This window comes from Bacillus sp. AP50 (genome assembly GCF_040492675.1).
GTDB lineage: Bacteria > Bacillota > Bacilli > Bacillales > Bacillaceae_G > Bacillus_A > Bacillus_A cereus.
This window is the reverse complement of record NZ_JBEUTW010000225.1, coordinates 1-14,225: the sequence shown is the minus strand read 5'-3', so window position 1 is coordinate 14,225 and position 14,225 is coordinate 1. Positions and strand designations below refer to the sequence as shown.

The window sequence follows — 14,225 nt, the reverse complement described above, 5'->3', positions numbered from 1 at the left end:
ATTTTGACGTACTTATTATTACTTGTTATAATTGGAAACAAACGTTCTGAAAAAGATTCTCATTTATAAAATTGAGGTGTTAGATAGATGACAAAGAAAAGAATAGGTTTACTCGTAATGGCGTATGGAACACCAGAATCATTAGACGATGTAGAGGCATATTATACACATATCCGTCACGGGCGTACGCCATCAGAAGAAGCGCTTGAAGATTTAATTGGGCGCTATAAAGCGATTGGTGGAATTTCACCGCTTGCAAAAATTACGAAAGAACAGGCGCATAAATTAACAGATTCAATGAATAACATATTTACAGAGTATGAATTTACTTGTTACTTAGGTTTAAAACATATTGCACCATTTATAGAAGATGCTGTAGAAGAAATGAAGCGTGATGGGATCGAGCAAGCGATTAGTATCGTATTAGCGCCGCATTACTCTACATTTAGCATTAAAGCGTATAATGACCGTGCTATTCGTCTTTCAAAAGAAATCGGTGGTCCTGTTATTGAACCAATTGAACAATGGTATGATGAACCGAAATTTATTTCGTATTGGGCAGACCAAATAAAAGAGATGTTTACAGAAATTGATAATAAAGAGAAAGCAGTCGTAATTTTTTCAGCGCATAGTTTGCCAGAAAAAATTATTGCAGCAGGAGACCCATATGTAGAACAACTAAAGCATACGGCAGATTTAATTGCAGAAGCTGCAAATATTCAAAACTATACAATCGGTTGGCAAAGTGCTGGGAATACTCCAGATCCGTGGATTGGTCCAGATGTGCAAGATTTAACGAAAGATTTATATGAAGAGCATGGGTACGAATCTTTCGTATATTGCCCAGTTGGTTTTGTAGCGGAGCATTTAGAAGTTTTATATGACAACGATTATGAATGTAAAGTTGTAACGGATGAATTAAATGCCAAATATTTCAGACCAAATATGCCGAATGCACAATCTGCATTTATCGACTGTTTGGCTGAAATTGTTTCCAAAAAAGTGAAGGAAATAGTTGACAAAGATTTAGTTTTGAATAATAATTAATTTATAATAATTTCAAATAAATAATGATTACTACGAAAGAAAGAGGAGGATCCCCCTAGATGAATCCAAATAATCGCTTAACAACAAACCAAGGTGCTCCAGTTGGAGACAACCAAAATTCTCGTACAGCTGGTCGTCGTGGACCAGTATTATTAGAAGACTATCATTTAGTAGAAAAACTTGCGCACTTTGATCGTGAACGTATTCCGGAGCGTGTTGTGCATGCACGTGGTGCAGGTGCTCACGGTGTATTCGTAACGAAAAATAGTATGAAGCAATATACGAAAGCAGCATTTTTACAAAATGAAGGAACTGAAACGCCTGTATTTGTTCGTTTTTCAACGGTTATTCATGGTCAAGGTTCTCCTGAAACAGCACGTGACCCACGTGGGTTTGCTGTTAAATTTTATACAGAAGAAGGAAACTACGATATCGTAGGTAATCATTTACCAGTTTTCTTCATTCGTGATGCAATTAAATTCCCTGATATGGTACATTCCTTAAAACCAGCACCTGATACGAATATTCAAACGCCAGATCGTTATTGGGATTTCATGACGTTAAGTCCAGAATCTACACATATGATGACATGGGTATTTTCTGATTACGGTACACCAGCAAGCTATCGTGAAATGGAGGGTTTCGGCGTCCATTCATTTAAATGGATTAATGAAGAAGGTAAAATTGTTTATATTAAATACCACTGGAAACCACAGCAAGGTGTACGTAACTTAAATGCGAAAGAAGTGCAAGAAGTACAAGGGAAAGACTTCAATCATGCAACTCGTGACTTGTTCGATGCAATCGAAAAAGGAAATTACCCAAAATGGGATTTACACGTACAAGTTATGCAATTAGATGAAATGGACTCTTTAGACTTTGATCCACTAGATCCAACGAAAGTATGGCCAGAAGATCGCTTCCCATTAATGGAAGTAGGGACAATGACGTTAAATCGTAATCCGAAAAACTTCTTTGCAGAAGTAGAGCAAGTAGCGTTCTCTCCAAGTGCAACTGTAAATGGTATTGAGCCATCGGAAGATAAATTATTACAAGGTCGTTTATTCTCTTACCCAGATACACAGCGTTATCGTCTTGGTGCAAATTACTTACAAATTCCTGTAAACTGCCCATACGCAGCTGTTCATAATCAACAACGTGATGGTGCGATGCAAGTGAATCAAAACCCATCTACAATCAACTACGAACCGAGTCGTCATGCAGAGAATCCAGTTGAAGACAAAGCTTACCGCGATTCAACTATGAAAGTAGAAGGCTATGTATCTCGTGAAAAAATTGAGAAACCAAATGACTTCAAACAAGCAGGTGAGCGTTACCGTTCATTCTCTAAAGAAGAGCAAGATAACTTAATTGCAAACTTAACAAATGATCTAAAAGACGTAAATGAACGCACAAAATTATTAGCTGTTTGTAACTTCTTCCGTGCAGATCAAGAATACGGTATGCGTTTAGCACAGGCATTAAATGTTGATATTACGCAATATGTAGGAAATGCTCCGAAATAAATAGGAAAAGACGACCGGGCTTCGGTCGTCTTTTTTGTATAAAGTTATGTGGGGTATTTCGCATGTAAAACATGTCGGAATTTGTTGGTAAATCGATATGTTGTGTCGAACCGTTGATATATTGAAAGAAACAATCGATATATTTGAAAAATCGTTGATATATCCAAAAAAACGTTAATATATTTCCGGTTATACTAGGTGGGGTATGTTGCCCGGTGCGCAAAAAAGAGATGCAATCTACTATCGATAGATTGCATCTCTTTTTTAGTTTGCTCGCTCTGCATGTTCATAAGCCTTCTCACCATGCATTGAAATATCAAGACCCATGTGTTCTTCATGTTCATCTACTCGAACAGGGAGGAAGAAGTTGATCGCTTTAATAATGGCATACGTCATGATGATTGTGAATGCATATGTTGCGCCAATCGCTATAAGTTGTTTAAACAGTAACGCGGCGTTTCCGTAAAACAATCCGTTCGCACCATCCCCGTTTACGGTAGTAGTTGCAAATAGTCCTGTTGCAATACCGCCCCAAGTTCCTCCGATGCCGTGGCATCCAAAGGCATCAAGTGTATCGTCATACCCAAATTTTGTTTTTAAGAAGAAAACGGCGCCAAAGCATAATATGCCACCAATTGCTCCGATAAGAAGGGCGGAGAAAGGTGTAACGAACCCGCAAGCTGGTGTAATAGCGACTAGACCAGAAACAACTCCGCAAGCAGCTCCCATTGCGGTCGGTTTTGATTGGAAGAACCATTCAGAAAGCATCCAAGTTAGAGCGGAGGCAGCGGCGGCTATATTTGTATTAATAAATGCAGTTAACGCTACGTCGTTTAAGGATAATGCGCTGCCGACGTTAAAACCGAACCAGCCAAACCATAATAAGCCTGCGCCTAACATTGTAAATGGCAAATGGTGAGGAGAAGAACCATTTATGTTTTTTCGTTTTCCAAGGAAAATAGCTAATACAAGACCAGCAACTCCGGAAGTGATGTGAACGACGTTTCCGCCAGCGAAGTCTAGTGCGCCAAGTTCCCTTAGCCACCCGCCGACGCCCCATACCCAATGAGCGACAGGATTGTAAACGATCGTTGTCCATAGAAGGATAAAAATAAGAAAGGCAGAAAATCGCATTCTTTCAGCAAATGCACCTGAAATTAAAGCTGGAGTTAAAATGGCGAACATGAGTTGAAACATCATGAATAAATTGTGAGGAATAGTAGATGAGTAGTCTGGATTTGGTGCGTAGGTAACTCCGTTTAGACCGAACCAATCAAGTGTACCGATAAGCCCGTGCCAATCTGGTCCGAATGATAAAGAATAGCCGATAACAATCCATTGAATCGAAACGATAGCCATTGCGCTATAACTATGCATCGTTGTGCTGAGTACATTTTTGCTGCGAACCATACCTCCATAAAAAAGTGCCAATCCTGGTGTCATCAACATGACCATTACTGTCGTCACAAACATAAAAACTGTATCTCCCATATTCATGAGCTCTCCTCCTATAATGTTAGAAAAAATAACATCGTTTTGTTATGTTTCATATCATATTCGAAAAGGAATTAAAAATCAACTAAAAATTCAGAAAAATATATACATGATGTTAGAAAATGTAACATAGATTATTTTGTGAGGATTGAAATCGACATATGCGTTTCACTTGGATAATTGGTATAATATTCTTACAATTAAAAACTTGGGGGATGCGTGTGGGAAAAATACGGACTAGGAAACTATTCATTTGTTTTTGCTTAGCTTTTGTTTTGTTTGTACCAATACATACTTTTGCAGACGAAAAAAGAGAGTGGAAAGATGAAGTTATATACTCCATTATGATTGATCGCTTCAATAATGGAGAACCGAAAAATGACAAACAATTAGAAGTTGGTAATTTAGAAGGGTATCAAGGCGGGGATATAAGAGGAATTATAAAAAGGTTGGATTACATAAAAGAAATGGGTTTTACTACCGTTATGCTTTCGCCACTTTTTGAAAGTGGAAAGTACGATGGATTAGACGTGCGAAATTTTAAAAAGGTAAATGAACATTTCGGGACAGACAATGATGTGAAAGAACTTGTAAAAGAAGTTCATGCAAAAGGAATGAAAGTTGTATTTCAATTTCCGCTTGGAGAAAACGAACAACAGGTAATTGACGCAATGAAATGGTGGATAAAAGAAGTTGATTTAGACGGAAGTTATGTTATACAGAGTGAAAAAAAGCCGCGTTCCTTTTGGGATAACGCGCAAAAAGATATGCAAGTGATAAAGAAAGATTTTCGTATTATGACAAAGGAGGATAGCGAATACAACGAAAAAATAGTAGAATCGTTTTCTAAAGCAGATGTATCGGTGAAATCGTTATACGATGTGAGTAAAAAAGAAGGAGAATTTGTTACGTTCTTAGATAATCAAGAAACAAAAAGATATGCGCGTATTGCAAAAGAAAATATGTATTATCCGCCATCACGTTTAAAACTGGCGCTTACTTATTTGTTAACATCACCTGGAATTCCGAATTTTTATTACGGAACTGAAATTGCATTAGATGGAGGGAGTGTACCCGATAATAGACGATTAATGGATTTTAAGTCAGACGAAAAGTTTATGCAACACATAGCAAAACTAGGTGAACTTAGGCAAGCGAGACCGTCTTTACGACGCGGTACGTTTGAGCTTCTGTATGATAAGAGCGGGATGAGCATACTAAAACGAAAATATAAAGATGAAGTAACTTTAGTAGCAATTAATAATACGAAAGAAACACAAAAAGTCTCCTTACCTGCAAGTGCGATTGGTGAAAAACAAGAGTTAAGAGGATTGTTACAGGATGAAATTATAAGAGAGGAAAACGGGAAATTTTATCTCGTTTTAAAGCGTGAAGAATCAAACGTGTATAAAGTTAACGGAGAAACAGGTGTGAATTGGTTATTTATCTCCTTAATCGTTGGTGTAAATGTATTATTTATTGCGTTTTTAATTGCGGTTAAAAGGGAACGTAGATGAGAAGTTGCTCGTTCTATGTTCATGTCTTCTTATTGTATTTGTAAGTTTGTTCGGTGGGGCAATAGTGTTATTCTGTTGATATGAAATTTCTTAAGAGAAACGATACGAAAATGAAAACTTCTCTAATGAGAGGGGGATTTCAGGTTAGGGAGAAAAAGCCTTCTTCCTAACCTGTTTTTGTGTCCATACGGATAAAGAAAGACCTTTGAAACAAACAATAATTGCAACTATATTAATTTTACATTACATTAAAAGTTAGAGAATACTCTTATACTAATATAGTGCTAAATAGTAGGTGGGAAAATGGAGTTTTACGATTTGGGTATTACCATTAAAGAGCTTAGAATTAAAAAAAATATATCACAATCCGAATTATGTCATGGAATATGTTCGCAAAGTCAAATTAGCAAAATAGAAAAAGGTGTGATTTATCCATCTAGTATATTGTTATATCAATTATCAGAAAGACTTGGTATTGATCCGAATAATATATTTGCATTAACTCAAAACAAAAGATTAAAATATGTAGAAAATGTAAAATACGTAATAAAAGATTGCTTAAAGCAAAAACAATATAAAGAACTTTATGAAATAGTAAAAAAAGAGAACAACTTAAATAATTTTCAAACAAAAGAAGAGAAACAATTTCTAATATGGCATGAAGCAATCGCTATATTTGAGGTAAATAGATCAACAAAAACTGCTTTAACTCTTTTAAATCATGCATTAAAACTAACTTTAACCAATTCTGATTTTTTATCAGAAAGAGAAATAGATATTATGCAGACAATGGCTATATTTCATGGGGAAAATAAAGAATATGAAAAAAGTATTGCGATATTAAAAAGATGTTTAACTAATTTTAATAAGTTAGATTTTCCTAGAGATAAAGAAATTAAATTAAAAATCATTTTCAATTTAGCAAAATCTTTGGACTCCATACATCAACATGAAGAGGCAATAAAATACATTGATAAGGGCATCAAATTAGCAATTAATCTAAATACTTTATACCTATTAGGTGAACTATTCTATTTAAAAGGTCAGTGTTTATTAAAAATTAAACAACACAATGTAGAAGATGTTGTTTATAACTGGAAAAAAGCATTATTTATATTTGAACTAACAGAAAAAGAATATTATACAAAAATGATACCAGATGAACTTATTGAAATACAAAATAAAAAACACTCATAATTTCGTAAAAACTACTTAAAAAACCCACAGGAAAAGTTTCCGTAGGTTTTACATTTATAAACATATTATTATTTTTTATAAAATCGCATCTCCAATTATTAGATAACTATCTAATACATTGGAGGTGCGGTTCACTTAGGTCATTGATGTTACAGCTATTCTCTTTATTTGAAAATTACATCTACCATACTAATTTAATATTATATTCCTGAAGCCAACTATTAACTTGAAGTAAATAATCTATTATACCCCGAGCATCATTACCTAAAATTACTTCGTCTTTTCCTTCTGCAATAGCACGAACTCTTTCTACATTAATTAATGGCAAAATAGGTGATTCTGGATTGTTCAACACATGTAACATCCAATCACTAATACCTTGTAGATAAGAGGCATCCTTTGTGCTTGGATATGCACTTTTTTTGCGATAACGTACATCTTCTGGAAGTACATTTTCAAAAGCTCGACGTAAAATACCTTTTTCAATATTGTCTATGCTTTTCATTTCGAATGGGACATTCCATAAGTATTCTACAAGCCGGTAATCGCAAAATGGAACTCGTACTTCAAAGCCATTCATCATACTTGTGCGATCTTTTCGTTCTAGCATAAATGGCAAGAAACGTGTAATAAACATGTAAGACATTTGACGTTGCTTCATCTGCAGATCACTTTCACCTTCTAAAAAAGGAACCTCAGCAACTGCATCTTCAAATTTTTGTTTTTGATATTTTTCAGGGCTAATCTTCGCTTTAAAATCTTCTGATAGAATTTCTGTACTATACCATAAATTAACACTCCAAGGGAATATCTCTGCCTCTAGAAACTTCTCTTGATGGAACCATGGATATCCTGATAATACTTCATCTGCGGATTCGCCTGAAAGTGCAACTGTTGCGTCTTTTTTCATTTCCTTAAATAGCAAATAAAGAGACGTTTCCAGTTCTCCAACTCCAGGTAGATCACGCGCTCGCATTGGAGTTAATAAATACTCTATTAAACTATCTGATCCTAACTCTATAGAATGATGCTTTGTTCCTACATATTCAGCCACACGTTTCACCCAAGGTTCATCACGATCAAAACGAAGGAAGTCTTGCTCAAAGTCTTTTTCATCATTGATGAAATTCAGGGAATATGTATGAAGACGTTCCCCTTTATTCCCAAATTCGTTTCCTGCTAAACCTGTTAAACCACTGGAATCTAAACCTCCGGAAAGCATAGATACCACTGGTTTATCAGCAATTAACTGACGTTTTACCGTATCTTGTAAAACGGAACGGATTGTTTCAACTGTTGTATCAATATCATCTACATGTTTTTTACTTTCAAGTTTCCAATACTGTTTCGTAGTCGAGCCATTAGAGGTAAACGTCATATAATGGCCAGCACGCACTTCATGTATATCCTTGAAAATAGCATGACCAGGAGTACGTGTTGGTCCAAGACAGAATATTTCAGAAAGTCCTTCTTTATCTACCTCTGCATCTACAAGCGGATGCGAAAGTAAAACTTTTAACTCTGAACCAAAGAGAATTGCGCTTCCCCTTTGAGCGAAAAATAAAGGCTTCACGCCTAGATGGTCACGACCAAGCATCAATTTCCCAAATCTTTCATCCCAAATACCAAAAGCAAAAATCCCATTTAAGTGTTGAACACAATCTTCTTGCCACTCTAAGTAAGCATGTAGTAATACCTCTGTATCCGACTTGGTCTGAAATTTATGACCTTTCTCCTCAAGTTCTTTACGTAATTCTTGATAGTTATAAATTTCTCCATTGAACGTAAGGCCAATCGTATCATTTCCATCTTTATACAGCATAGGTTGAAGGCCACCTTCAGGATCAATGACGATGAGACGTCGATGACCTAATGCCGCTCGTTTTGAAAACCAATGCCCCTCTGCATCAGGCCCTCGGTGAATGATAGCATCTGTCATTTTTTTTAACGTTTCTTGTTCATGAGACAGGTCTTTAGACCAGTCTATCCACCCTGCAATTCCACACATAGTGTCTACCTTCTCTCAAATAGTATAGAAACCGACTAGAATCAAATATCAGTCGGTTTTCCGTAAAAAAATCCGACTAAAACCATCTTTTAGTCATGTTTATATAATAAAATGAATTGAATAAAAAATCAAATAATTCAATCGAGAAAGAAGTCACTGTCCCCTTTCATTTGAATTCTCATCGTCCGATTATAAAAATTATTACCTCAAACTTTCACCTTTATCCCTAGATTATAAAGGTGCATTCTATTATAGTTATATACTAGAAATAAAAATGGTGTATGTTATTCTATAAGAAACAAATAGAGGAATTTCTATTAGGAGTTACAAAATTACAAATGAACTGATACAGTATGTAAAGACCGAAAACTTCGCTAAATATATCAAGGATAGGGTGTAGACAATGATCAAATTAGAAAAAGAGAATAAAAAGATGAAAATCATTCAATCTGCCACAATACTGTTCTCTACGCGTGGTGTCCGTAACACGACTGTTGATGAAATTGCAAAGACAGCTAAAGTTGGTAAAGGTACTATTTATTATTACTATACAGATAAAACTGAAATATTATGTGACTGCTATATGCGTCATATTCAGCTCAAACGCTCACAATTATTTAATTTATATAAAGAAGAAAAAGATGTTTTACTTCGAATACAAAAAATTCTTCATTATATCAGCCTAGAATATCATCAAGATCCGTTTGTTTCTACACTCTTTCAAGAATATAAAGAGTACCATTCACCTGAAATTACAACTTGTTTTAAACAATCTGAAGAAGAAGCAATTAACATGATAAGTAATTTGCTCGAAAAAGGTTATCAGCAAGGAGCTTTGCATAAGGTACCATTACCGCTTACAGCTTTTATGTTAGTACGAATGATTTTTAACTACGAACAGGATTATATAAAAAATGATAAAAGTGATACAGAATTTCTGCAGTTGCTAAAACATATGCTTCTTAAAAACTAGTTTTAACCACATACAAAAAATAAGTGCGGTGCAATTATATGAAGAAGAACGTGAATAATGGATGGTTTCATAAGCTCTTTTCAGTCTGGACAAACCTGCAAAATATCTAACGCTTATGTAGGAATGACTGATAAAATCCCAACCCGCGTGATTGTTCATCGACTATTCAACGAACAACAGCGATTACAAGATCAAACTGTAAGGGAAAAAAGAATGAAATAAAGTATTCTGCTCGTAGTTAATACTTAGCGATATTAAAAAGAAGTACCAATCATTTACTTGTACTGATGGGAGAAGTAAATGATTGGTATTCTTCACGTTAGCCAATATAATTTTAATTTAAAACATGATAAGCATTCTTCCTCATTCATCGTTGCAAAAAAATAAAACGAGAAAGATTAGAATGCGAATTCAGGTGATGTTTTTATCATGTACTAATATTCGAGTTCATTTCAATGTGCTTAAGCTTTTTATTTTTTACCCTATTAGATATGGGTTCACATTACTAATCTAATTAAATTAGATTTCTTTACGCACCCTCTTCTGAATCCCACACTTCAGTAAATTGAAAACCTTTTAATTCACTCTCTAAAATTGCATTTTTGAATTGATCTGATACTAAAAGATAGTTAGGATGTACCTTCCCATTTATATTCAATTTAAAAATCGGTTCGTGCTGGACAACATAAGGAATAAATACAAATTTTTTACATCCTATTATTAAACCTGAACTTAACTTATCAAAGATTGTTTTATTAGTATCAAGTGCTTCCAACACCCTTAAAACATGCATAGCATAGTATTTTTTATTTGTTTGTTTATGAATTAATGGTAAAAATTCAATATTATCTCCTACTATAGGTTCTAAAACATTCTTGGCTTTTTCACTAATTATTTGTACACCAGACTTTCCCCAAAAAATAGGGGAATCGCTTAATTTCCCTTCATCTTTTACCTCAATAAACTTAGGCGTCCATGAATCTGACAAACTCACCATAGAATTAAAACTAGTTTTAAAATATTTTTTATCCTCTTCATAGTTCAATAATTGAAAGCTTTCATAATCATCAGTCGAGCTTTTTAATTGCCAAATCTTCATATATATTCCCCTTTATTATTACCATTTATATAGTTATTTCTTGGGTTCATTTAATCGTAAATTGTCTTCTAATAAATCTCTTCTTATCCATGTAACACTCTCTGAGTTCACATTCCTTATTTAATTCTTGTAAAAAAATAAAAAACAAACTAACCTTTAAAATGTTAGTTCGTTTTTAATAAATCATTAAATTAATATCAGGCAAGTGAACTACCCGCCACTTAACGTCCTAACGGACTGTTTGAAGTGGCGGCTTCTCGGTTAATCATTACTTTTGATAGCTAACGAATTTGTCCTTAGACAGCCGAGCTAACTCCCTTGTTCCAAAGGTTTTGTTATTGCAATTTATCCTAACGCTAATAGGCGTATTGCTTCATTTTTGATATTAATAGCTGCGTTATAATCTCTATCGAGATTTACACCGCATATACAAGAATAAATTCGTTCAGACAAAGTCATATTTTTTATATTTCCACAATTGCTACATGTTTTGGTGGAAGGAAACCATTTGTCTATTTTCAAAAGTTGTTTTCCTTGTTCGTTTAGTTTATAAGCTAAGAAAGAAGTGAACATACCCCATCCATTATCAGTGACACTTTTTCCAAAATGAAGTGCTTGCGACATTCCTTTCATGTTAAGATTTTCAATAGCTACGACATCAAAATGAGTAGCTAACTTTTTAGACTCATGATGAAGGAAATTCTTACGTTGGTTAGCTACTTTCTCATGTAACTTAGCTACACGAATACGTTGTTTATGCCAACGCTCAGAACCTTTATTACGCCTTGATAATACTCGTTGTGCCTTTGCTAACTGGTCTAACATGTTACGATAGAAATTAGGATAATTGGCTTTCTCATCCTCAGAACTAACGTATAATCCATCCATCGCAAAGTCTAACCCCACAACTGTTTCTACTTCTTTTTGTACAATTTCTTTTTCATATTCAGTCAAGATGGACACATAGTATTGACCCGTAGGAGTCATAGAAATCGTACATGACTTGATTCTATAATCTTGTGGTATCTCTCTATGTTGTTTGATACGTACCATTTTGAGTTTTGGCAATTTGATATGACCATTCAGCAACAAAATATTTCCGTTTACTACATTCGTTGTATAAGACTTTCTGTCTTTTTTACTTTTGAATGTTGGGAAGTCATTTTGACCACTAAAGAAATTCTTATAGGCAGTTTGCAAGTTTAGTTGAGCATTTGCCAAAGCTAATGAATCCACTTCTTTTAACCACTCAAATTCTGCTTTATATTTCGCGGGAGTTGGAGGCTTTTGTTTCTTTAGTTGCTCCCTATCATCTTTGTATTTTTCGTACGCTTCTTTTCGTTCAGCTAACATTCTATTATATACAAAACGTACACAACCGAAGGTTTTATGCATAAGATATGCTTGTTCTTCTGTTGGATACAAACGGAATTTATATACTTTATTGTGCTTTGGCATATCATTTCACCTCACTTTTCGCCTTGATTTTCAATATATTTCTTTACTACGTCTATTGGAGAATCCCCAGTAGTTAATAAGCAAAAACTTCTTGACCAAAACATCTCTTTCCAAAGTTTCGTTTTCACTCGTGGAAAGTCTCTCTTGATGAGTCGAGAACTTGCACTTTTATAAGCATTAATAAATTTCGTCATTTCTGTATTCGGATGAGCCTTGAATAAAATATGAACATGGTCTACATCATGATTCCACTCTATCAATGTTATGTTGTAATTCTCAGATAACCTGACAAACATGTCTTTTGCATAGTCTGATATATCATCATTGAACACATTTCTTCTGTATTTCACAACCAATACAAGGTGATAATATAGCAAGAACACCGAATGATTATTATTATCTAATTTCATTGATATACCAACCTTTATTCTTTATAAGACTGATTCTATCAGAGGAAAAATAAAAAGCAAAGCCTTTTGGCTCCGCCAAACCGAAATTCGTCTCCCACCTATCGTCGGGCTACGCCCTTCACACGCTTGAGGAAGGAGACTTCTTTCGGGAAATAAGTTAAAAATGAATTTCAAATTATGTTTAACATTAATTATTTTTATCTATTGGTATTATATTTATTGCTAAACCAATAGATCCTAATTTTTCAATTATTTTTTTTGCTTTACCATATGGAGCTCCTTTTACTAATGTAAAAGGAAGGTTTTTCGATCCTTTTAATAGTTCCCCTGTTGAAATATCAAGTGCTAGTACACTTTTTATCTTTACTAAATCTTTTAATCCTCCATTAGGAATTTCTATTAACACTATATTACACGTATCTGGGATTTCTTCTTTTATTTTCTGTATTTTTTGATTCAAACAACCCGTATTTACCCACTCAATAAAATCTAATGTAACTACAGTGGCATGATTTGGATTCATATCACCAGAATCAACAGCTCTTACTTCTCGTACATCTGCACCTTGCGACATTAAAAAAACATTGCCACTACCATCATCACCAATAGCAACATAACCATTTGCATATTCTATTACTTCCCAAGTCTCATTTCTTTCTATAATATCATCAGTACCATAAATTATTAATCCTCCACCTATAGAAAAACCATTTGTATACTTCAATAAATCTTTATGTACATTTGGTAATTCAACTTTCATTACATCTTCTATTTCTTGAATTTCAATATCATTTGCTGGCTTATTTTTTATTAAACCAGAAACATTAGATAAATTTATCATTTTTTCACAAAACCTCCCAAACTATCAAAATATTTATAAGCATCTACCAATACTTTTCTTGCAGTTTTCTGATCAACTCCTGCCTCAATCATTTCTCTATAGCTTACATTAAATTCATAATTTATATCAGTATCATATCCTTCAAGCCTTCTTCGCTTTCTTTGCATAGCAGAAATTTTCGCATGAGGTAAACCAGAACTTGATAGTAAAGGTTTCGTTTGAGCTTTCTTTTCGTTACAACACTCTCATCATCCTTTACAGTCCATTCATTTTGTTGTATAGAATGATGCCAATTGTATTTAATTATCAGCTGACATATTTTTATTTCCTGAAGCAGGATTATAACTTATTTTGTGAAGCCAAAATATATAGTAAATATTAAGTACTATACCTTTCCGCGCTTAATTCTAAGAAGAAGCTTATGCAAATACATAAGCTTCTTCTATTACATTTATTACTCTCTTGGGTATAAATTTACATCAGTAAACTAATTTTATTAGATCTCTTTACGCACGATCTTTTGAATCCCATACCTCAACAAATTCGAAACCTTTTAAATTGTTTTCTAAAACTGTATTTCTAAATTCATCAGATACTAAGACAGTAGAAGAATGTAATCTTTGATTTAAAAATGTTTTAAATATTATCTGCCCCT

The 14,225-nt window shown here is 34.1% G+C and carries 12 protein-coding genes and 2 pseudogenes; 6 read left to right on the top strand and 8 right to left on the bottom strand.

Features of this window, described 5'->3' with window-relative positions:
* The first annotated feature begins 87 nt into the window (after window positions 1-87).
* On the top strand, window positions 88-1,047 hold the full coding sequence (gene hemH / locus ABWK52_RS17515) for a ferrochelatase (protein WP_000163131.1): 960 nt from the start codon (window positions 88-90) through the stop codon (window positions 1,045-1,047).
* Window positions 1,048-1,106: 59 nt separating this feature from the next.
* Complete coding sequence (gene katB / locus ABWK52_RS17510) at window positions 1,107-2,573, top strand: catalase KatB (protein ID WP_001069180.1); 1,467 nt, start codon at window positions 1,107-1,109, stop codon at window positions 2,571-2,573.
* 264 nt (window positions 2,574-2,837) lie between these two features.
* Here the strand turns inward: katB and ABWK52_RS17505 are convergent, their stop codons facing one another.
* Window positions 2,838-4,070 carry an ammonium transporter gene (locus tag ABWK52_RS17505; protein ID WP_087966117.1) on the bottom strand — a complete coding sequence of 411 codons (1,233 nt, stop codon included), beginning with the start codon at window positions 4,068-4,070 and terminating at the stop codon, window positions 2,838-2,840.
* A gap of 158 nt (window positions 4,071-4,228) precedes the next feature.
* Here ABWK52_RS17505 and ABWK52_RS17500 point away from each other — a divergent pair, with 158 nt between their 5' ends.
* The gene (locus ABWK52_RS17500) at window positions 4,229-5,584 is read left to right on the top strand and encodes an alpha-amylase family glycosyl hydrolase (RefSeq protein WP_141537350.1); all 1,356 of its coding nucleotides are present in this window, start codon (window positions 4,229-4,231) and stop codon (window positions 5,582-5,584) included.
* A gap of 303 nt (window positions 5,585-5,887) precedes the next feature.
* On the top strand, window positions 5,888-6,781 hold the full coding sequence (locus ABWK52_RS17495) for a helix-turn-helix domain-containing protein (protein WP_353772034.1): 894 nt from the start codon (window positions 5,888-5,890) through the stop codon (window positions 6,779-6,781).
* A 181-nt stretch (window positions 6,782-6,962) separates the two neighbouring features.
* On the opposite strand, the gene asnB is transcribed toward ABWK52_RS17495, so the two are convergent.
* A complete protein-coding gene (gene asnB / locus ABWK52_RS17490) occupies window positions 6,963-8,789 on the bottom strand; it encodes an asparagine synthase (glutamine-hydrolyzing) (protein ID WP_353772033.1) in 1,827 nt (608 codons plus the stop codon).
* A gap of 403 nt (window positions 8,790-9,192) precedes the next feature.
* Here asnB and ABWK52_RS17485 point away from each other — a divergent pair, with 403 nt between their 5' ends.
* Both ABWK52_RS17485 and ABWK52_RS17480 read left to right on the top strand, forming a co-directional pair.
* A complete protein-coding gene (locus ABWK52_RS17485; protein ID WP_000593070.1) occupies window positions 9,193-9,762 on the top strand; it encodes a TetR/AcrR family transcriptional regulator in 570 nt (189 codons plus the stop codon).
* 57 nt (window positions 9,763-9,819) lie between these two features.
* Window positions 9,820-10,169: pseudogene (locus ABWK52_RS17480) on the top strand (IS4 family transposase); the annotation flags it as partial.
* A gap of 122 nt (window positions 10,170-10,291) precedes the next feature.
* On the opposite strand, the gene ABWK52_RS17475 reads toward ABWK52_RS17480, so the two are convergent.
* The 6 genes and pseudogenes from ABWK52_RS17475 to ABWK52_RS29795 form a co-directional block, all read right to left on the bottom strand.
* Window positions 10,292-10,861, bottom strand: coding sequence for an imm11 family protein (locus ABWK52_RS17475; RefSeq protein WP_000708206.1), 570 nt, complete (start codon window positions 10,859-10,861; stop codon window positions 10,292-10,294).
* 345 nt (window positions 10,862-11,206) lie between these two features.
* A complete protein-coding gene (locus ABWK52_RS17470) occupies window positions 11,207-12,319 on the bottom strand; it encodes an RNA-guided endonuclease TnpB family protein (protein ID WP_097796897.1) in 1,113 nt (370 codons plus the stop codon).
* A gap of 11 nt (window positions 12,320-12,330) precedes the next feature.
* The gene (gene tnpA, locus ABWK52_RS17465) at window positions 12,331-12,729 is read right to left on the bottom strand and encodes an IS200/IS605 family transposase (protein ID WP_000762720.1); all 399 of its coding nucleotides are present in this window, start codon (window positions 12,727-12,729) and stop codon (window positions 12,331-12,333) included.
* 187 nt (window positions 12,730-12,916) lie between these two features.
* Window positions 12,917-13,570: an SMI1/KNR4 family protein gene (locus tag ABWK52_RS17460; RefSeq protein WP_000609236.1), complete on the bottom strand. Its 654-nt coding sequence runs from the start codon at window positions 13,568-13,570 to the stop codon at window positions 12,917-12,919.
* On the bottom strand, window positions 13,567-13,746 hold the full coding sequence (locus ABWK52_RS17455; RefSeq protein ID WP_372584820.1) for a hypothetical protein: 180 nt from the start codon (window positions 13,744-13,746) through the stop codon (window positions 13,567-13,569). Before ABWK52_RS17455 ends, ABWK52_RS17460 begins: the two co-directional genes overlap by 4 nt.
* 330 nt (window positions 13,747-14,076) lie before the next feature.
* A pseudogene (locus ABWK52_RS29795) lies at window positions 14,077-14,225 on the bottom strand (imm11 family protein); the annotation flags it as partial.

What these genes read in the sequence shown, in the direction of transcription:
- hemH (WP_000163131.1), top strand. Translation starts at nt 88, where the DNA reads ATGACAAAGAAAAGAATAGGTTTACTCGTAATGGCGTATGGAACACCA.
- katB (WP_001069180.1), top strand. Translation starts at nt 1,107, where the DNA reads ATGAATCCAAATAATCGCTTAACAACAAACCAAGGTGCTCCAGTTGGA.
- ABWK52_RS17505 (WP_087966117.1), bottom strand. Translation starts at nt 4,070, where the DNA reads ATGAATATGGGAGATACAGTTTTTATGTTTGTGACGACAGTAATGGTC.
- ABWK52_RS17500 (WP_141537350.1), top strand. Translation starts at nt 4,229, where the DNA reads ATGCGTTTCACTTGGATAATTGGTATAATATTCTTACAATTAAAAACT.
- ABWK52_RS17495 (WP_353772034.1), top strand. Translation starts at nt 5,888, where the DNA reads ATGGAGTTTTACGATTTGGGTATTACCATTAAAGAGCTTAGAATTAAA.
- asnB (WP_353772033.1), bottom strand. Translation starts at nt 8,789, where the DNA reads ATGTGTGGAATTGCAGGGTGGATAGACTGGTCTAAAGACCTGTCTCAT.
- ABWK52_RS17485 (WP_000593070.1), top strand. Translation starts at nt 9,193, where the DNA reads ATGATCAAATTAGAAAAAGAGAATAAAAAGATGAAAATCATTCAATCT.
- ABWK52_RS17475 (WP_000708206.1), bottom strand. Translation starts at nt 10,861, where the DNA reads ATGAAGATTTGGCAATTAAAAAGCTCGACTGATGATTATGAAAGCTTT.
- ABWK52_RS17470 (WP_097796897.1), bottom strand. Translation starts at nt 12,319, where the DNA reads ATGCCAAAGCACAATAAAGTATATAAATTCCGTTTGTATCCAACAGAA.
- tnpA (WP_000762720.1), bottom strand. Translation starts at nt 12,729, where the DNA reads ATGAAATTAGATAATAATAATCATTCGGTGTTCTTGCTATATTATCAC.
- ABWK52_RS17460 (WP_000609236.1), bottom strand. Translation starts at nt 13,570, where the DNA reads ATGATAAATTTATCTAATGTTTCTGGTTTAATAAAAAATAAGCCAGCA.